We start from the raw sequence: 17945 nt of genomic DNA on the forward strand, positions 1-17945 counted from the left end.
CCCCCGTGCGGCCCTTACCAGATCTTCACCCGATCTTCCGGCTTCAGGCTCAGCTTGCCGTCGGGTGCCGGCTTGAAGGCGTCATACCAGGCGTCGAAATTGCGCACGATGTCGGCGCGATACTGGGACGGGGCGTGGGGATCGGTAACCAGTCGCTGGCGCAGGTTCGCCTCCCGATAGTTGCGCCGCCATACCTGCGCCCAGCCCAGAAAGAAGCGCTGGTCGCCGGTCATGCCGTCAATCACCGGGGCCGGCTTGCCGCCCAGCGAAGCATGATAGGCGTCGAGCGCGACCGCGAGGCCACCCAGATCGCCGATATTCTCGCCCAGCGTGAACGCGCCCTTCACATGCACGCCGGGGAAGGGCTCATAGGCGTCATATTGCTTGACCAGCTTGTCGGTCAGCCCCTTGAACTTGGCGACATCGGCTTCGGTCCACCACTGGTTGAGCTTGCCGGTCTCGTCATATTTCGCGCCCTGATCGTCGAAATGATGGCTCAATTCATGGCCGATCACCGCGCCGATGCCGCCATAATTGACTGCCGGGTCGGCATGGGGATCAAAGAAGGGCGGTTGCAGGATGGCGGCCGGGAAGACGATCTCGACCATGCCGAAATTGGCGTAGGCGTTGATCTCCATCGGGGTCATGCCCCATTCCCAGCGATAGATGGGCTTGCCCAGCTTGCCGATATTATAATCGAAATCAAACTGGTTGGCGCGCATCGCATTGCCCAGTAGATCGCCACGCTGGATGGTCAGGCCCGTATAATCGCGCCACTTGTCGGGATAGCCGATCTTGGGGGTGAAGGCGGCCAGCTTCTTGTGCGCGCGCGCCTTGGCGGTGTCGCTCATCCATGGCAGGCCGTCGATGCGGCGGCCCATGGCGGCGAGCACATTTTTGACCAGAACGTCCATCGCCGCCTTGGTTTCGGGCGGGAAATATTGCGCGACATAGACTTTGCCGACTTCTTCGCCGAGCGAATCCTTGAGGAAATCGACGCCGCGCTTCCAGCGCGCCTCACGTTCCGGCGTGCCGGACAGGGTAGTGCCGTAAAAGGCGAAGTCGGCATTGGCGATGCTGTCGGGCAGCTTGTCGGCATAGGCGTGCAGGCTGCGCAGCAGCAGCGCGTCCTTCAAAACGCCGATCGGCGCCTTGGCGATCAGCGCGGCCTCGCCAGTAATGGCGGATGGCTGGGCGACAAGCAGTTCGGTCGGGGTCAGGCCGTTGGCCTTGAAATAGGCGGCAAAGTCGAATCCGGGTGCGGCCTTTTGCAGCGCGGCCAGCGTCAGCTTGTTATAGGTCTTGTCCGCGTCGCGGCTGTCGATCTGGGTCCAGTGAACCTTGGCGATCTCCGTTTCGAACGCCATCAGCGCGGCTGCGCGCGCCTTGGCGTCGCTTTCGCCCGCCAGTGTCAGCATATTCTCCAGATGCGCGACATAGGCGGCGCGGATCTTGGCCATTTCCGGCTTTTCATCCAGATAGAAATCGCGGTCGGGGAGGCCGAGGCCGCCCTGGCTCATGGAGAGGATATAGGTTTCGGGGTCTTTATCGTCCTGCCCGACATAGAAGCGGAACGGGCCGCTGATCCCCGCGCGGGCGGCCTTGGCGGCGACAAGGGCGTAGCCGGCCTTGTCCTTCACGCCCTTGATTTCGCCCAGCCAGGGCTTGATCGGGGTCAGTCCCTTGGCCTCTACCGCGGCGGTGTCCAGATAGCTGGCATAGGCCGCGCCGATCTTGCTGTCGGGATCGTCCTTGGCCGTTTCCAGGATCGCGCGGGTGCGGGCACGCGACAGTTCGTCCAGCGTGTTGAACGCGCCATAGTTGGATTTGTCGGCGGGAATGGGGGTGTTCTTCGCCCATGTGCCGTTGGCGTGGAGGTAGAAATCATCGCCGGGCTTTACCGACGGGTCCATGCCTGCGGCGTCGAAGCCGTAGCTGCCATAAGTCGGCTTGGCGGTGGCGGGGGTCGCGGTCGAGGGGGCAGGCTGTTGCGCGTGCGCGATAGCGGCGGTCAGCGCCAGCGCGGAGGCGGCGGCGCGCAGGAAAAGGTGGTTCATCAAAGCATCCCTTGCTTGGCAGTAGGCGCAACGTAGCGCGCCCGGCATGACGGGACGTTGAACGCCTGTCCAACAGTCCTGTCCATGTCGTTGGTCGAATATTATCGACCGTTGAAAGGATCGGAAAGCCGGATGTGGCTGGCGAACGCGGCGGCCAGCGTGGCGGGGTTCAGCGGATCGAGCAAGGGCAGGCGGCCAAGGCTGCGGACATTGGCCAGCTGCGGGATGATCCGTTCATTTTCCTCATGCGGTTCGCCGATGAAGGCGATGCCCGCAATCGGCACGTTGCGGGCGCGGAGCGCTTCGATGCTGAGCAGGCTGTGGTTGATCGTGCCGAGTGCGGTGCGGGCGCACAGGATGACGGGCTGACCCCAATGGGCGAACAGATCAGCCATGAGCAGTTGTTCGTTGACCGGCACCAGCAGGCCACCAGCGCCCTCTATGACCAGCGGGCCATCGACCTGCGGCAGGGCGAGTCGGTCGAGCGAGATTTCCACCCCGTCGATCCGGGCGGCGAGATGGGGGGAGGCGGGGGTGTTGAGGCGATAGGCTTCGGGCAGGATGTGGCTGGCGGGCAGGCCGGACAGGCGGGCAACCTCCTCCTTGTCGCCGTCGGGTTCCACGCCGGCCTGGATCGGCTTCCAGTAATGTGCGCCCAGCGCCGCCGCCAGGCCAGCGGCGAACACGGTCTTGCCAATGCCGGTGTCGGTGCCGGTGACGACATGGATGCTCATCGCACGATCCTTTGCAATTCGCGGCCCAGCGCGGCGATGTCGGCGCGGCTGACGTTGAGCGTCAGCGAGATACGCAGGCGGCTGGTGCCGGGCGGGACGGTGGGCGGGCGGATGCCGCGCACGTCGAAGCCGGCTTCCTGCAGGGCGGCGGCGGCGGCCATCGTGCGGGCGTCGTCGCCCAATATGACCGGCACGATCTGGCTGCGCGGGGTGGGCAGGCCGAGCGGGCCGCAGATCGATTCGGCGGCGTCCTGCCGCAACGTCGCCAGCCGGTCGCGCAGGTCGTCCGCTTCCTCGATCCGGTCCAATGCCGCGGACACGGCGACCGTCATCAGCGGCGATGGCGCGGTGGAGAAGATGAAGGCGCGGGCGCGGTTGATGAGATAGTCGATATGGATGCGCTGGCCGCAGATCAGCGCGCCCTCGACGCCCATCGCCTTACCGCAGGTGTGCAGGGTGATGACATTGTGCAGCCCGTCTAGCCCGGCAGACAGACCGCGCCCGCCCGGACCGAATACGCCGGTGCCATGGGCTTCGTCCAGAATCAGCATGCCGTGATGCCTGGCCGCCAATTTGGCGAGATCGGCGAGCGGGGCGATGTCGCCATCCATGGAGTAGAGCGTTTCAACCGCGATCCAGATGCGCCCCTTGCCCCCTTCTGCGCGGAAGGCGGCGATCAGGTCGGCAAAGCTCTGCACGTCATTATGGCGGGCGAACACGGCGGTCGCCTTGCTCATGCGGATGCCGTCATGGGCGCTGGCGTGGATCAGTTCATCGGCAACGATCAGGTCGCCGCGCTGGGGCAGGGTAGCGAACAGGGCCAGATTGGCGACATAGCCATTGGCGACGAACAGGGTGGCCTGGGTGCGGAAGAAATCAGCGGCCTTCGCCTCCAGCCCTTCATGTTCGGGGGCATTGCCGCGCAGCAGCCGCGATCCGCCGGACCCGACCGGCACGCCGCGCCCGATCGCGTCGGCAACAGCGCCTGCAATGATTGGATCGCCCGACAGGCCGAGATAGTCGTTGGAAGCGAAATCGCGGCCCGTCCGGGGGATCAGGCGGCGCAACCGGCCACGCGATTCGAGCGCGACCAGCTGTCTGGCAAAGGGTTCGGCGGTCATGGCCGGGGCTATAGGCGCGGGGGCGGAACTTCGCAAACTTCGCCCATATTCATATATGCAAATTTCAGGCGAAACCTTGCGCGGCCCCAGACGCGGCGGCGGGGGTGAAACGGACGATAGGAAAGAGCGGGACGGGCGGAACTATAGCAGGAGGGGGTGGTGTAGGACAGGGCGACCCTTCAACGCCGATCGCCAAGGCAGATTGATGTCGCCGTGAAACGGAGGTCGGGCGTCTTGCCCAGAATCATCACCTAGAAGCTGAACCCCAGCGACACAGACGCGACATGGTCATTGCTGTCGTCGGCGGATGGGCGGAAGCCGTGCTGGTGGAGATAGCCGATTTCCATATTCACATTTTTGGCGAGCGGCGTGGTGATGGCGATCAGGTTGCGCATCCGTTCCTTGCCCTGGACCCGCTGGAAATTGGTCTTGTTGAGATCGAAGAAGCTTTCATGGCTGAGCACCAGCGCGGTCTTTTTGCCGTCCTGAAACGGCAGCACGAACTTCACATAGGGACGCAGGCGATAGGCCGTGCCATCGACGCCGTCGCGCCAGCGCTCCTCCATCCGCATCCGTGCGCTGAGCGAGCCGCGACCGATTTTCAGGATATTGTCGGCGGTGATCTGCTGGCGGCCGCGATGCTCCATGACGGTGAAGTCGCCCCCTGCATATTGCGGATCATGGGTATAGCCCGCCCATAGCGTGACCTGCTTGCTGATCCTGTAACCGACCAGCGTATTGGATTCGACTTCATACAGCCCCTTGCGGTCGTCACTGAAGCGCAGGACGACTTCCTGCGACAGCCGCCATTTGTCGCCCAGTTTCACCGTCGCATTGGCGGTGGTCCATAATTGTTCATCCTCGCTGGCGCGGGCGGCATTGGGCAGTGCCAGCGCGGCAAGCAGGGGCAGAAGCATAAGGGACAGGCGCATGGGTCATCATCTCCACCGCCTGCGTGGCGGTGCGGCGCCTCTATGACCGTTACGTTACAATGTGGTGACTGAAAAATTGCGGTTTTGTGACACAATGTTGCCAGGCGAGGCTGTCACGCCGGGTTATGCGCTTTCAAAAAGGCGTCCATCTGTTCGAGAAACTCCAGCCGGTCCGCTTCACGGGAAAAATGATGATCGGCAAGCGGTTGTTCGACATAGATATAGTCGCGCCCCTCGACCTTGCCTGCGGCCTTGAGCTTTTCGGCCATTTCGCGGGATTGGCTGACCTGAACGCGCCGGTCCTTCTTGCCGTGCATCAGCAGGATGGGCGTGGCAAACTGGCTGGCAAAATGGACTGGCGAGACCGACGCGAAATCGGGAGCCTGTTCCTTCAGCCAGTCCTGGCGCGTGCTATGGTTGAGGAAGCGACGATCATAGCGCATCATCGCCGCCAGGTCCGATACCCCGGCATAAGAGACGGCGCAGCGATATTTCGCCGGATCGCGCTGGGCCGCGCGCATGGCGGCATAACCGCCATAGGAAGCGCCCACCATGCAGATGCGTTTGGGATCGGCAATGCCTTGCTTGACCGCCCAGTCGACCGCATCGTTCAGGTCGTCCTGCATGGCAAGGCCCCATTGCCCTTCGCCCTTTTCCGCAAAGGCGGTGCCATAGCCCGACGAGCCGCGATAATTGGGTTGCAGCACGGCATAGCCGCGCCAGGCGAGGAACTGCACCCACCAGTCCCAATCTTCGCTGTCACGGGCGAACGGGCCGCCATGGGGCATCAGGATGAGCGGCAGATCCTTCGCCGCCGATCCGACCGGCAGGGCCAGGACGGCTGCGATGTCCAGCCCGTCGCGCGCCTTGTAGTGGATGGTCTTGACCGGGCCGAGATGGGTTTTCGTGCTGAACCGGCTGCTGACCTTGGACAACAGGCTCATCGCGCCTGCATTGGTATCATAATAATAATAGGCGCCCGGCTGATCGGCCGAGCCGACATGGACGATCATCCTTTGCCGGTCGCGGCTGAGCGATATGATACGCGCGCGCCGATCGGGAACCGCCTTGTCCAGATCCGCCTGAATCTTGGCCAGAGTGGCGTCGAACCAATGGACCGACGGCCCGTTTGCGGTGTAGGCCACACCGGCGAGCGCCATTCCGCTGCTGTCGGTCGATATGCTGCCTATGTCGAAACCCGGAGCGGAAAAAATCTTCTTCCCCAACTCCAGCGTGGTCAGGTCCAGTTCGTAGAGGGCATCGGTGCCCTCGCGATCATCTTCTGCAATCGCCTTGTTCGGATCTGCGGTAAAAAGCAGTGGCGAGACAAGGGATTCGCCACGGCGGCGATCGGCGCGATCGATCGTTCGGAACGATGCTTTCCCGTCCGGTCGATAGACAAGTTTCGCCGTTCGCGTCGCATCACTATAGCCCACGCCCATGCGAACCGTGCCGGCTGCGTCGGCAAACCAGCTGCGCACGAACGTTTTCGGGGCGACGACGCTGTGCATCCGTCCGGTGCTGACGTCAATTTCATCGACCCTTGGCCAGAAACCCGGCTCGTTATAAAATATGGCGGTCTGGTATGAGAGCATGATGCGCGGCGTGCCGTCGCGCGCCATCCAGATGACATCGTCGGCATTTTGCGCAGCGTCCTTTTTCGCCAGCAGGATCACCTTGCTGCCATCACGTTTTATGCTGACGACGCGGCTGATATACCAGGGCGTCCCCTGCACATTGCTTTCAGCGCCCACGCCAGCAATCAGCCAGTCGTCATTGACCCATTGCCACCAGTTGAGGTCGTTGTCGCTCAACCCTATCGATCGGATACGGTCGGCGCCTTCATGAACGTCGGCGATGACGAGTCGCTGTTCGCCGTTCACCGCCACGCGGCTGGCGATATGCAGGCCGTTGGGCGACAGGGCCGGCGCATCCATGAGCGGCAGCGCGGCGAAATCCTTAAGCGTGTAGGCCGGTGCGTTGGTCTGGGCCGGAGCAACGGGGGCGTCGGTCTGCGCCAGCGCCGCGAAAGGCAGGGCGCTGCTTGCCAGCCATGTGAAAAACGCTTTCATTCCTATGCCCCCGAAACGACCAACCCCGCCCTGGGAAATAGGGCGGGGTTGGCGCTTCGTCACGATATTTTTGTTATCGTTTCAGTCCGTTGTGGGGACTACATGCCCCCATGCGCCAGCGCGGCCAGCAGCAGCAGTGCGACGATGTTGGTGATCTTGATCATCGGGTTGACGGCCGGGCCGGCCGTGTCCTTGTAGGGATCACCCACCGTGTCGCCGGTGACGGCGGCCTTATGGGCTTCGCTGCCCTTGCCGCCATGATGGCCATCCTCGATATATTTCTTCGCATTGTCCCATGCGCCGCCGCCACTGGTCATGGAGATGGCGACGAACAGGCCCGACACGATGACGCCCAGCAGCAGCGCGCCAAGGGCGGCAAAGCCGTTGGAGACGCCCGCGACAGCGGCGATGACGAAATAGACGATGATGGGCGCAAGGACGGGCAGGAGCGAGGGGACGATCATTTCCTTGATCGCCGCCTTCGTCACCAGATCGACCGTGCGGGCATAATCGGGCTTGCTGGTGCCGTCCATGATGCCCTTGTTTTCCGCGAACTGCGCGCGGACGTCTTTTACCACGTCACCGGCGGCGCGGCCCACGGCCGTCATGCCCATTGCCCCGAACAGATAGGGGAGCAAAGCGCCCAGCAGCAGCCCGACGATGACATAAGGGTTGGAGAGGCTGAAATCGACCGGGGCGGTAAGGCCCAGCGCCGAATTGTAGAATTTCAGATCCTCCGTATAGGCGCCGAACAGCACCAGCGCGGCCAGCCCCGCCGAGCCGATGGCATAGCCCTTCGTCACCGCCTTGGTCGTGTTGCCCACAGCGTCGAGCGCGTCGGTCTTGACCCGGACGCTGTCATCGAGATGCGCCATTTCGGCAATGCCGCCGGCATTGTCGGTAACAGGGCCATAGGCATCGAGCGCCACGACCATCCCGGCAAGCGCCAGCATGGCGGTTGCGGCAAAGGCGATGCCGATCAGGCCCGCCAGCTGATGGGCGACGATGATGCCCGCGACGATGACCAGCGTGGGCAAGGCGGTCGATTCCAGGCTGACGGCCAGCCCCTGAATGACGTTGGTGCCATGGCCGGTTTCGGACGCCTTGGCGATGGAGCGGACCGGGCGATAATTGGTGCCGGTATAATATTCGGTGATGACGACGAGCAGCCCGGTGACGGCCAGCCCGACCATCATCGACCAGAACAGGTCCATGCCGGTATAGCCGCCGACCCCGTCCAGATCCGCACCGAACACCGCGTTCATGTCGCCCAGCGTGCGCCAGCTGACATAATAGATGGCCGGGATGGAAAGGATCGCGGTGACCCAGAAGCCCTTGTAGAGCGCCCCCATGATCGACTGGCTGGACCCCAGCCGCACGAAATAGGTGCCGATGATGGAGGTGATGATGCACACCCCGCCCACGATCAGCGGGAGCGACATCAGGCTCATCTTGAAGGCGTTGTCGACGCCCGCGACCAGCAGCGCGATCAGCACCATGGTCGCGCCGACGGTGACGACATAGGTTTCGAACAGGTCGGCGGCCATGCCCGCGCAATCGCCGACATTGTCACCGACATTGTCGGCGATGACGGCGGGGTTGCGTGGGTCGTCTTCCGGTATGCCGGCTTCGACCTTGCCCACCAGATCCGCGCCGACATCGGCGGCCTTGGTAAAGATGCCGCCGCCAAGGCGCGCGAAGATGGAGATGAGCGACGCGCCGAACGCCAGCGCGACGAGGCTGTCGATGACGAGGCGATCGTCGGGCGCATGGCCGGCCGGGCCGGTCAGATACCAGAAGAACAGGCTGATCGCGAGCAGGGCAAGGCCCGCCACGAGCATGCCGGTGATGGCCCCGGCGCGGAAGGCGACGGTGAGGCCGCTTTGCAGCGTGCCGCGACAGGCTTCTGCGGTGCGGACATTGGCGCGCACCGAAATATTCATGCCGATAAAGCCCGCCGCACCCGACAGGACCGCGCCGATCAGGAAGCCGACCGCCGAGGTCAGCCCCAGAAAATAGAATACCAGCAGCGCGACGACCGCGCCGACAATGGCGATGGTGGTATATTGGCGGCCCAGATAGGCTTTCGCCCCTTCCTGAATGGCGGCGGCGATCGATTGCATGGTGGCGTTGCCCGCAGGCGCATTGAGCACCTGCCGGCTGGTGAACAGGCCGTAGAGCACGGCCAGCAGGCCGCACCCTATGGCGATGATGACGATTGGCATAGACGTTCCTCTCCCCCGTTTATGACTTTCATCGGCCGCTCCGCAGGGAATGACGGGCGAACGAAGGGCGCATAGGCGGGCGGCCGGACGGAGGGGGTCCGGCATCTGGCACCGCGTCAATCAGCAACAGGCACACGCACATAAGCGGTCCAACCGGGCTGAGAATAGGGTGAGATGAAGCTACAGGCCCGGCAGCGCGCGTCAAGCGGGTTGGGGGACTATCCGTGTTCCCAGCCAAGTGTGGCCGGTAATGGCACGGTTGCGCCGTCGATCATAAGGGTCAGGCCCGTCCCGGCACTGACATGGCCGATGCGGATGGCGCGGACGGGGGGCGTTTCGCCGCGCGGCAGGGTGAAGAGCAGTTCATAGTCGTCCCCGGCCTGGGCCGCGGCGATCTGCACCGCGGTGCTGGCCCCGCGCACGCTCTCCAGCGCGGGGGACAAGGGGATATGGTCGATGGTGATGGCGACGCCGCTGGCCTGCGCCATCCGCTGCGCGTCGATCAGCAGGCCGTCCGACAGGTCCATCATCGCGCTGGCCAGCGGGGCGATCAGCGCGCCTTCGGACAGGCGGGGACGGGGGCGGCGATAGGCGTCGACCAGCGGGCCGGACGCGCCGGGATCGGCACGGGCAAGGGTGAGGCCGATGCCTGCGTCGCCGACCGGGCCAGTGACATAGAGCATGTCCCCCGGCTGCGCGCCGTCGCGGGTGGGGATGGGGCCGCCTGCCTCGCCGATCGCGGTCAGCGTGTAGCTGCGTGGCGCGCCATCGGGCATCTTGACCGTATCGCCGCCCAGCAGCGGCAGGCCATGGCGGTCAAGCGCCTCGCCCAGCCCGTCGAGAAAGGCGGCGTCCCACGCTTCGTCGCCCGACAGCGCATAGTTGAGCAGGCAGCCGACCGGCCGTGCGCCCTTGGCCGCGAGGTCGGACAGATTCACGGCAGCGAGTTTCCAGCCAATGTCGGCGGGCGGATCGGTGGGGAGATAATGGACCCCCTCCACCATCGTGTCGCTGGTGAGGATGAGTTTCGTGTCGCCGACCGGCAGGATTGCGACGTCGTCCATCAACCCCTGCGCGGCGGGATGGTTGGCCAGCAGGCGCAGCAGGGCGAGGAAGCGGGATTCGGCGGACATGGCAGGAGTCTAGCCTTCTGACCATCAATCCGAAATGCTTTCATCCGTTCGTTTCGAGCGAAGTCGAGAAACGCCGCGCACAGGTTTCTCGACTTCGCTCGAAACGAACGGAGGGGGGTTATGACCCTGTCTCTTATACACATCTAGATGTGTATAAGAGACAGGGTCATAACCCCCCTCCGTTCGTTTCGAGCGAAGGCGAGAAACGCCGCGCACAGGTTTCTCGACTTCGCTCGAAACGAACGGAGGGGGGTTATGACCCCCGCGCGTCCTTGGCCACGGCATCCAGCAAGCCGTTCACAAAGCCGGATTCGCGCTTGTCGTAGAAGGCGTGGGCGACATCGACATATTCGCTGATGATCGTCGCGGTCGCGATGTCGGCGCGGGCCAGCAGTTCATAGGTGCCCGCGCGCAGGATCTGGCGCATCGGCTTGTCGAGCCGGTCTAGGCTCCAGCCGCTCGACAGGCGGGCGACGATCAGCGCGTCGATCTCGTCCCGGCGCTTGTCCACGCCGGACACGATATCATCGAAAAACGGCTCCTCCGCCGGGGCGTAGGTGACATCCTCGATCGTGGCGCCCAGGCGATGGGCATGGAATTCGTGCAGCAGGACATGGACGGGCGTACCCTCCATTTCGAGCTGGTACAGCGCCTGGACCGCGGCAAGGCGCGCGGCGGAGCGGGATTTGGAGCGTGCGTTCATAATGTCTTCCTTAGCCGTTCGGGCTGTTTTTACGAGTCGCTTGCCTCGAAAAATGTCGAAGCCCTCTGCTGAGCGAAGCGGCTTCGCCTCTGCCCAGCCCTTCGACTTCGCTCAGGACGAACGGAATTTATGTTAAACGGAGAGATACTGACGCCGCGTGCGCTGGCAGGCCTTCGGCCTGCGCCAGCGCCACAGCCGCCGGGCCGATCGCGCGGATCGCGGCATCGTCGAGGCTGAGGAAGCTGGTGCGTTTCATGAAGTCCAGCACCGACAGGCCCGACGAGAAGCGCGCGCGACGGCCCGTGGGCAGGACGTGGTTCGGCCCGGCGACATAATCGCCGACCGCTTCGGGCGTCATGCGACCCAGGAAAACCGATCCGGCGTGCCGTACCTTGGCGAACAGCGCGTCGGGATCGTCCACCGCGAGTTCGAGATGTTCGGCGGCGAGACGGTTGACCAGCGGCATCGCCTCTTCAAAATCACGCACGATGATGATCGCGCCATTGGCGGTCCAGCTGGCGCGGGCGACCTTTTCCGTGGCGAGTTGGCCAAGCCGCCCGTCGACCGCGCGATCGACCGCATCGGCAAAGGCCGCGTCATCGGTGAACAGGATCGACTGGCTGGTCGGGTCATGTTCCGACTGGCTGAGCAAGTCGGCGGCGATCCAGTCGGGATTATTCCTGCCGTCCGCGACGACGACGATTTCCGAAGGCCCGGCGACCATGTCGATGCCGACCACGCCGTAAAGCTGGCGCTTGGCTTCGGCGACCCAGGCATTGCCGGGTCCGGTGATGACGTCCACCGGGGCGATCCGGTCTGTGCCATAGGCGAGCGCGGCGACGGCCTGCGCCCCGCCGACGCGCCAGATTTCCTCTATCCCCGCAATCTGCGCGGCGGCCAGCACCAGCGGGTTGATCTCCCCATTGGGGGTGGGTGTGACCATCGCGATGCGCTGCACGCCCGCGACCTTGGCCGGGATGACGTTCATCAGCAGCGAACTGGGATAGGCGGCGCGCCCGCCCGGTACATAGAGGCCCGCTGCGTCGACCGCGCTCCAGCGCGCGCCCAGGCGCACGCCCGCGCTGTCCACGCCGTCGCTGTCCACGGGCCGCTGCTTTTCATGATAGGCGGTGATGCGCGCGGCGGCGAGTTCGAGCGCGTCGCGCAGCGGGGACGAGAGCGTGTCGAGCGCAGCGCGGGTTTCCGCCGCCGTCACGGCCCATCCGGTGACGTTCAGGTCATGATGGTCGAAACGCTGCGTATAGTCGGCCAGCGCCGCGTCTCCGTTTGCGCGCACGGCTTTCAGGATCGCGGTGACATCGCGCGAGACATCTTCATCGGCTTCGCGGCGCGCGTCGACCAGGTCGGTGAAGGCGGCGGCGAAATCGGGCGCGGTGGTGGTGAGGCGCTGGGTCATGGACGTGATCCTAACGCCAGAAAACCGCGTGCTCCCGCGCAGGCGGGAGCCCAGTCGACAGGGCGGAGCTGGGCTCCCGCCTGCGCGGGAGCACGGTAGTTCCGGTTACGCCGCATCCTTGACCCCCACGGCCTTGCGAAACGCCTCCACCATCGGCGCGAGTTCGGCCGAGCGCATCTTGAAGGCGGCGCGGTTGACGATCAGGCGGGCGGAAATGGGCATGATGATGTCGGTTTCGACAAGGCCATTGGCCTTGAGCGTCGCGCCCGACGAGACAAGATCGACGATGCGGCGCGAAAGCCCAAGCGATGGGGCCAGTTCCATCGCACCGTTCAGCTTGACGCATTCCGCCTGAAGCCCGCGCGCTTCATAATATTTGCGCGTCAGGTGCGGATATTTGGTGGCGACGCGGACATGGCTGATCGCGGCTTCATCTTCATCGGCCAGATCGGCTGGCTGCGCGACCGACAGGCGGCAATGGCCGATGTCGAGGTCGACCGGCGCGTATAGTTCGGAATAGTCGAATTCCTCGACCACGTCGGAGCCGACAATGCCGATCTGCGCCGCGCCATGGGCGACGAAGGTGGCGACATCGAACGCGCGCACGCGGATGATCGAAACATTGGCGTGATTTGTCGCGAAGCGGAGCGCCCGGCTCTTCTTGTCATGAAATTCCGCCTCCGGCTCGATACCGGCTTTGGCGAGCAAGGGCAGCGCTTCATCGAGGATGCGGCCCTTGGGAATGGCGAAGGTGAGGGTGCGAGTCATGACGCGCGGGCCTTAGCGGGGCCGGGGGGGCAGGGCAAGGATTTGGGGCGTTGCTACTAGCCAGCGATCGAAAAGGGCATAAGGTGGCGCGATGTCCATACTCATTGACATTATCGCAGGTTTCTTCACGAGCGACCTGTCTGTGGGCTGGAAGCTAATTGCTATTTTGGGCTTGGCATTGCTGGGGCTGGCGGCGATTTTGGCAGCGGCCTGATTGCCTTCCCTTCCGTCATCCCGGCGGAAGCCGGGATCCCGCTTCTTGTGTGGCTCGCGAAGAAAAGCGGGATGCCGGGTCAAGCCCGGCATGACGAGGTGGTGGAGGTTAGGCCACTTCCGCCATCGCGCTCTGCGTGCTGGCGATCCAGCCGCCGCCCAGCACATGGTCGCCGTCATAGAGCACCGCCGCCTGTCCCGGCGCGACGCCATATTCGGGGGCGTCGAACAGGAGTTGACCGTCCATCAGCCGCGCGGGCACGGGTTTCGCCATAGACCGCACCTTGGCCGTCAGTGGCCCGGCAAAGTCGCGGCCCAGCCAGTTTATGTCGGTGAGGGTCGCGCCCGATACCGCCAGTGCGGCCTTTGGTCCCACGATCACGCGCTTGCCCGCCGCATCCAGGCGGATGACGTAGAGCGGATCGGGCTGGCCGCCGATTTCCAGCCCCTTGCGCTGGCCGACGGTGAAATGGATCATCCCCTTGTGCCGGCCCAGCGCCCGGCCATCGACATGGACGATATCGCCGCCTTCGTCTGCGTCGGGGCGCAGTTTGCGCACGATCTTGGCATAATCGCCGTCGGGGACGAAGCAGATGTCCTGGCTGTCGGGCTTCAAGGCTACGGCCAGCCCCAGTTCGGCGGCGATTTCGCGCACCTGCGGCTTGGGCAGGGCGCCCAAGGGAAAGCGCAGATAATCAAGCTGCGCCTGGGTGGTGGCGAAGAGGAAATAGCTCTGGTCGCGGGCGGGATCGGCGGCGCGGTGTAACTCTGCACCCTGCGGCCCCTCCACCCGGCGGACATAATGGCCGGTGGCGAGGCAGTCGGCCCCAAGGTCGCGCGCGATCTGGAACAGGTCGGTGAATTTCACCCCCATATTGCATTTGACGCAGGGGATGGGGGTACGCCCGGCCATATATTCGTCGGCAAAGTCGGCAATCACGGATTCGCGAAAGCGGCTTTCATAATCGAACACATAATGGGCGATGCCGATCCGGTCCGCCACGGCGCGCGCGTCGCGTATGTCCTGCCCGGCGCAGCAGCTTCCCGTGCGGCCAACCGCCGCGCCATGATCGTAAAGCTGGAGCGTGACGCCGATCACTTCCGCGCCGGTTTTGGCGGCGAGCGCGGCGACGACGGAGGAATCGACCCCGCCGGACATGGCAACGACGATGCGCCGCGCGTCAAGCGGACCTGTCAACTGGAATTGGGCTAGCTGAAACTCTGGCTGCATGGCTGTGCCTATAGGGATGATGGGCGTCGGGTGCCAGTGTTTCAGCTTTGCGACGAAGCGAGCGCGCATTTACCGACCCTTATCCATTGCCGTGTAGAAGCAGCGTCATGGATTTGAGTTTTCTTAGGACAGGCGGGCTTACCCCCGCCCATGCCAGACCCCTTGGCCGCGGACGCGTGCCGGTCTGGCCGTTCCTGCGCGCCGCCTGTGCGGCACAGCAGGCGGCCAGCCCGACGGCGCGGGCGGTTGCGGGCGTCCTGCGGGGGCAGGATGGAACGGAAGACTGGATTCAGGAACTGTCGGGAATTTTCGCGCCACGTTCCAGCGGCATGATCGAGGCCGTTCGGCTTGCAGGAAGCTTTAATCCGCTGATCGCGAACCGTTTAGCTGTGGGGAAAGGATGATGAAGGTGGCGTTTACCTTGGCGCTTTAGCCGTTCTTCAGGGCTGAACATATATCAAGGTTTCGCTGCTGGATTTGACAACGCCAGCGCCGCTTTTGAGGGTAGTAATGATTGAAAACCAGAAAATACGACCAGCCCAGGTCGTCGGGCCGCTCGGAGAACCGCTGACGCTGGACAGCCTGCCGCCACCGGACACGACCCGATGGGTCGTGCGGCGCAAGGCCGAAGTCGTGTCGGCCGTCAACGGCGGGTTGCTGACCGTGGATGAAGCGTGCGCGCGCTATAATCTGACGCTGGAAGAATTTGCCGGCTGGCAGCGGGCGGTCGACCGGTCAGGCATGCATGGCCTGCGCGTGACGCGCATCCAATATTATAAATCCCTCTATGAACGGCAGCAGAAATATTAATCTGTCGCCCAGGCATCGCTGATGCAGCATGAAAAGGGGCCGCCGGACAGCATCCGGCGGCCCCTTTTGCGCGAGGGCCGGTCCCGAAACGCGCCCTTGCGCAGCCGCACCGATAGCGGCCGGGTGGCGCTGAAATGGTCGGCGGCGGCAAAACCGCCTGTAACGACGCGGGACGGGGATGGTTTCCCGCCCGGAATCATTTTTGGCTCATGGAACGCTCCGCCCCGTGCACCGTTAATCCCGCAGCACCCAACCCGCTGGGGGCGTGGTCAAGGAGAGTAACATGGGCATCATTATGTGGCTTATCGTCGGAGGCATTATCGGCTGGCTCGCCAGCATGATCATGCGGACCGACGCGCAGCAGGGCATCCTGCTCAATATCGTCGTCGGCGTCGTCGGTGCGTTCATCGGCGGCATGATTTTCAGCGGCGGTTCGATCAACAATGCCGGCCTGTCGCTGTACAGCTTCCTGGTGTCGCTGGTCGGCGCAGTCATCCTGCTGGCGATCGTCAATCTGGTCCGTCGCGGGTCGGTGCGCTAACCGCACCCCCGGAAAGACTGACCACCCAAAAGACCGCGCCCCCAACCGGGCGCGGTCTTTTCATTATGTCCCGCCTATCGTCGCGCGGCGAACCAGCGATAGAGCGCCAGCACCGCGACCGATCCCAATATGGCGGCGATGAAACCTGCGCGCTCACCCGGCGCGTAGAAGCCCGCGAGTCGGCCGACGAAGCCCGCCAGCAGGGCACCGGCGATGCCCAGCAGGATCGTGACGATACAGCCGCCAGGATCGCGCCCCGGCATGATCAGCTTTGCGATTGCCCCCGCCAGCAGGCCGATGATGATCCAACCCAGCAAGTCCATGGCCCGCTCCTCCCTGTTGATCTTCGCGCCCACGCGCATAGCGCCATAATCGGGCGCTTTTGGCAAATGAATCCGCTGACGGGCGGAAATTGCAAATGATTGCGCTAACAATGCCGCCTGCCCTTTCCACCGTTCCGGTTTATACAATCGCGCAATATCGCTTTGCCCTCCCCCTTTGACCCATGATATTGGGGGTTGAGGCCGGTGCTATATTGATATAATACAGTTGCTGGATGGCGAAGCGCCGGAGAGACAGAATCGCATGAATTACGAAACCCAGGTCACGGCCGACTCAGCGGTCGTCATCGACGATGAGGATGCGCGTGCGCGCAAGCGGCGGCTGTTGCTGGTCGCGGCGGTGGTCATCGTGGCGCTGGTCGGCGGTGCGGTATGGATTTCGACCAGGGGTGGCGGCGCCGCTGCGCCTGCGGTCACGGCACAGGTGCCCGTCGTCACCGTCAACAGCCCCGGTCAGTCGACCGTCGCACGCACCGTGACCGCCACCGGATCACTTGCTGCGCGGATCGACATGCCGGTCGGCGTCGTGGGTGAAGGCGGCATGGTCACCCGCGTCTTGGTGCAGCCGGGCGACTGGGTTCGCGCCGGGCAGGTGCTGGCCGTGATCGAACGGGCGGTGCAGGCGCAGCAGGGCAATTCGCTCGCCGCGCCGGTCGATGTGGCCCGCGCCGTCGCCAAGCTGGCGCAGGCGCACCTGGATCGCGCCAAGGCGCGGGTCGGGCGTGGTTTCATCCTGTCTCTTATACACATCTAGATGTGTATAAGAGACAGGTGCAGGCGCAGCAGGGCAATTCGCTCGCCGCGCAGGTCGATGTGGCCCGCGCCGACGCCAAGCTGGCGCAGGCGCAGCTGGATCGCGCCAAGGCGCTGGTCGGGCGTGGTTTCATCAGCGCAGCGGATATCGACCAGCGCACCGCGACGCGCGACGCGGCCGTGGCCCGCGTCAATGTCGCCGTCGCCCAGCTGGCCGAACAGCGCGCCCGCACCGGGCGACTGGATATTCGCGCGCCCGCCAACGGCCTGGTGCTGACCCGCGCGGTCGAGCCGGGGCAGATTGTGGGATCTGGCAGCGGCGTACTGTTCCGCATGGCCAAGGATGGCGAGATGGAATTGCTGGCGCAGGTGGCCGAGGGCGACCTGGCAACGCTGCGTGCGGGCAACAGCGCCATTGTGACCCCCGTGGGTAGCAAGGACCAGTTTGCCGGACGGGTATGGCAGGTGTCGCCTGTGGTCGATCCGCAGACGCGGCAGGGCATCGCCCGCATCGCGCTCCCCTATCAGCCCGCGATCCGGCCGGGCGGCTTTGCGTCCGTCACGATCACCAGCGGATCGGGCAACGCGCCCTTGCTGCCGGAATCGGCGGTGCAGAGTGATCCCAAGGGCAATTATGTCTATGTCGTCAATGCCAAGAATGAAGTCGAACGGCGCAACGTGACCGTGGGTCAGGTGTCGGAGGCCGGCGTTGCCGTGACGAGCGGCATCACGGGCAATGAAAAGATCGTGACGTCGGCCGGCGCCTTCCTGACGCCGGGACAGAAGGTCAAGCCGGAGCGCCTGAAGGCTTCGTAAGAATATTCGGCGGCCCGCATCGGGGCGGCTGTGCGACGGAATGAACGGACGGATCGCGTCCGGCGAAGGAAGCTGTAG

Annotated in this window: 16 protein-coding genes and 2 pseudogenes; 6 read left to right on the forward strand and 12 right to left on the reverse strand. The window is 64.3% G+C overall.

The annotated features are described in order from the left end of the window. Window positions 1-14 precede the first annotated feature (14 nt). The 10 genes from FE851_RS00790 to hisG all read right to left on the reverse strand — a co-directional run bounded on the left by FE851_RS00790 (window position 15) and on the right by hisG (window position 13162). On the reverse strand, window positions 15-2057 hold the full coding sequence (locus tag FE851_RS00790) for a M13 family metallopeptidase (RefSeq protein WP_145199020.1): 2043 nt from the start codon (window positions 2055-2057) through the stop codon (window positions 15-17). A 101-nt stretch (window positions 2058-2158) separates the two neighbouring features. After that, on the reverse strand, window positions 2159-2791 hold the full coding sequence (gene bioD / locus FE851_RS00795; RefSeq protein ID WP_145199023.1) for a dethiobiotin synthase: 633 nt from the start codon (window positions 2789-2791) through the stop codon (window positions 2159-2161). After that, window positions 2788-3912 carry an 8-amino-7-oxononanoate synthase gene (locus tag FE851_RS00800; protein WP_017181116.1) on the reverse strand — a complete coding sequence of 375 codons (1125 nt, stop codon included), beginning with the start codon at window positions 3910-3912 and terminating at the stop codon, window positions 2788-2790. The genes bioD and FE851_RS00800 overlap by 4 nt, the downstream gene beginning before the upstream one ends. A gap of 251 nt (window positions 3913-4163) precedes the next feature. Next, entirely contained in the window at window positions 4164-4844 is a 681-nt protein-coding gene (locus tag FE851_RS00805; protein WP_145199026.1) for a DUF2490 domain-containing protein, read from the reverse strand. 113 nt (window positions 4845-4957) lie between these two features. Further along, window positions 4958-6916: an alpha/beta hydrolase family protein gene (locus tag FE851_RS00810; protein ID WP_145199029.1), complete on the reverse strand. Its 1959-nt coding sequence runs from the start codon at window positions 6914-6916 to the stop codon at window positions 4958-4960. Between the two features lie 98 nt (window positions 6917-7014). After that, window positions 7015-9141: a sodium-translocating pyrophosphatase gene (locus tag FE851_RS00815; protein WP_019052233.1), complete on the reverse strand. Its 2127-nt coding sequence runs from the start codon at window positions 9139-9141 to the stop codon at window positions 7015-7017. A 218-nt stretch (window positions 9142-9359) separates the two neighbouring features. Beyond that, a complete protein-coding gene (gene thiL, locus FE851_RS00820) occupies window positions 9360-10274 on the reverse strand; it encodes a thiamine-phosphate kinase (RefSeq protein ID WP_145199032.1) in 915 nt (304 codons plus the stop codon). A gap of 253 nt (window positions 10275-10527) precedes the next feature. Then, entirely contained in the window at window positions 10528-10977 is a 450-nt protein-coding gene (nusB, locus tag FE851_RS00830) for a transcription antitermination factor NusB (RefSeq protein ID WP_145199038.1), read from the reverse strand. A 127-nt stretch (window positions 10978-11104) separates the two neighbouring features. Then, window positions 11105-12394, reverse strand: a complete 1290-nt coding sequence (hisD, locus tag FE851_RS00835) for a histidinol dehydrogenase (protein WP_145199041.1) — start codon at window positions 12392-12394, stop codon at window positions 11105-11107. Between the two features lie 105 nt (window positions 12395-12499). Next, on the reverse strand, window positions 12500-13162 hold the full coding sequence (gene hisG / locus FE851_RS00840) for an ATP phosphoribosyltransferase (protein WP_017184332.1): 663 nt from the start codon (window positions 13160-13162) through the stop codon (window positions 12500-12502). A 91-nt stretch (window positions 13163-13253) separates the two neighbouring features. On the opposite strand from hisG, the gene FE851_RS26620 reads away from it, so the two are divergent. Beyond that, window positions 13254-13376: a hypothetical protein gene (locus FE851_RS26620; protein ID WP_261370820.1), complete on the forward strand. Its 123-nt coding sequence runs from the start codon at window positions 13254-13256 to the stop codon at window positions 13374-13376. A gap of 108 nt (window positions 13377-13484) precedes the next feature. On the opposite strand, the gene mnmA is transcribed toward FE851_RS26620, so the two are convergent. Further along, on the reverse strand, window positions 13485-14606 hold the full coding sequence (mnmA, locus tag FE851_RS00845; RefSeq protein WP_145203982.1) for a tRNA 2-thiouridine(34) synthase MnmA: 1122 nt from the start codon (window positions 14604-14606) through the stop codon (window positions 13485-13487). A gap of 107 nt (window positions 14607-14713) precedes the next feature. Here mnmA and FE851_RS00850 point away from each other — a divergent pair, with 107 nt between their 5' ends. The 3 genes from FE851_RS00850 (at window position 14714) to FE851_RS00865 (ending at window position 15957) form a co-directional block, all read left to right on the forward strand. After that, window positions 14714-15010 carry a hypothetical protein gene (locus tag FE851_RS00850; RefSeq protein ID WP_165418780.1) on the forward strand — a complete coding sequence of 99 codons (297 nt, stop codon included), beginning with the start codon at window positions 14714-14716 and terminating at the stop codon, window positions 15008-15010. A gap of 106 nt (window positions 15011-15116) precedes the next feature. Then, on the forward strand, window positions 15117-15416 hold the full coding sequence (locus FE851_RS00855; protein ID WP_006952381.1) for a DUF1153 domain-containing protein: 300 nt from the start codon (window positions 15117-15119) through the stop codon (window positions 15414-15416). A gap of 283 nt (window positions 15417-15699) precedes the next feature. Continuing rightward, window positions 15700-15957 (forward strand): GlsB/YeaQ/YmgE family stress response membrane protein, encoded by a 258-nt coding sequence (locus tag FE851_RS00865; protein ID WP_017184327.1) that lies wholly within the window; start codon window positions 15700-15702, stop codon window positions 15955-15957. 74 nt (window positions 15958-16031) lie between these two features. Here FE851_RS00865 and FE851_RS00870 read toward each other — a convergent pair whose 3' ends face one another. Continuing rightward, entirely contained in the window at window positions 16032-16280 is a 249-nt protein-coding gene (locus tag FE851_RS00870; protein WP_026002607.1) for a GlsB/YeaQ/YmgE family stress response membrane protein, read from the reverse strand. Window positions 16281-16542: 262 nt separating this feature from the next. On the opposite strand from FE851_RS00870, the pseudogene FE851_RS00875 reads away from it, so the two are divergent. Both FE851_RS00875 and FE851_RS00880 read left to right on the forward strand, forming a co-directional pair. Next, window positions 16543-16931: pseudogene (locus tag FE851_RS00875) on the forward strand (efflux RND transporter periplasmic adaptor subunit); the annotation flags it as partial. 159 nt (window positions 16932-17090) lie between these two features. Then, window positions 17091-17867 (forward strand): annotated as a pseudogene (locus FE851_RS00880) (efflux RND transporter periplasmic adaptor subunit); the annotation flags it as partial. Window positions 17868-17945 lie beyond the last annotated feature (78 nt).

Source organism: Sphingobium sp. B2 (assembly GCF_007693735.1).
Lineage (GTDB): Bacteria > Pseudomonadota > Alphaproteobacteria > Sphingomonadales > Sphingomonadaceae > Sphingobium > Sphingobium xenophagum.

Bases quoted from the DNA above. Each gene is read 5' to 3' on its own strand.
- nusB (WP_145199038.1), bottom strand. From the start codon at position 10,977: ATGAACGCACGCTCCAAATCCCGCTCCGCCGCGCGCCTTGCCGCGGTC.
- FE851_RS00865 (WP_017184327.1), top strand. From the start codon at position 15,700: ATGGGCATCATTATGTGGCTTATCGTCGGAGGCATTATCGGCTGGCTC.
- mnmA (WP_145203982.1), bottom strand. From the start codon at position 14,606: ATGCAGCCAGAGTTTCAGCTAGCCCAATTCCAGTTGACAGGTCCGCTT.
- hisG (WP_017184332.1), bottom strand. From the start codon at position 13,162: ATGACTCGCACCCTCACCTTCGCCATTCCCAAGGGCCGCATCCTCGAT.
- FE851_RS00850 (WP_165418780.1), top strand. From the start codon at position 14,714: ATGGATTTGAGTTTTCTTAGGACAGGCGGGCTTACCCCCGCCCATGCC.
- FE851_RS00805 (WP_145199026.1), bottom strand. From the start codon at position 4,844: ATGCGCCTGTCCCTTATGCTTCTGCCCCTGCTTGCCGCGCTGGCACTG.
- hisD (WP_145199041.1), bottom strand. From the start codon at position 12,394: ATGACCCAGCGCCTCACCACCACCGCGCCCGATTTCGCCGCCGCCTTC.
- bioD (WP_145199023.1), bottom strand. From the start codon at position 2,791: ATGAGCATCCATGTCGTCACCGGCACCGACACCGGCATTGGCAAGACC.
- FE851_RS00800 (WP_017181116.1), bottom strand. From the start codon at position 3,912: ATGACCGCCGAACCCTTTGCCAGACAGCTGGTCGCGCTCGAATCGCGT.
- FE851_RS00810 (WP_145199029.1), bottom strand. From the start codon at position 6,916: ATGAAAGCGTTTTTCACATGGCTGGCAAGCAGCGCCCTGCCTTTCGCG.
- FE851_RS00815 (WP_019052233.1), bottom strand. From the start codon at position 9,141: ATGCCAATCGTCATCATCGCCATAGGGTGCGGCCTGCTGGCCGTGCTC.
- FE851_RS00870 (WP_026002607.1), bottom strand. From the start codon at position 16,280: ATGGACTTGCTGGGTTGGATCATCATCGGCCTGCTGGCGGGGGCAATC.
- FE851_RS00855 (WP_006952381.1), top strand. From the start codon at position 15,117: ATGATTGAAAACCAGAAAATACGACCAGCCCAGGTCGTCGGGCCGCTC.
- FE851_RS00790 (WP_145199020.1), bottom strand. From the start codon at position 2,057: ATGAACCACCTTTTCCTGCGCGCCGCCGCCTCCGCGCTGGCGCTGACC.
- FE851_RS26620 (WP_261370820.1), top strand. From the start codon at position 13,254: ATGTCCATACTCATTGACATTATCGCAGGTTTCTTCACGAGCGACCTG.
- thiL (WP_145199032.1), bottom strand. From the start codon at position 10,274: ATGTCCGCCGAATCCCGCTTCCTCGCCCTGCTGCGCCTGCTGGCCAAC.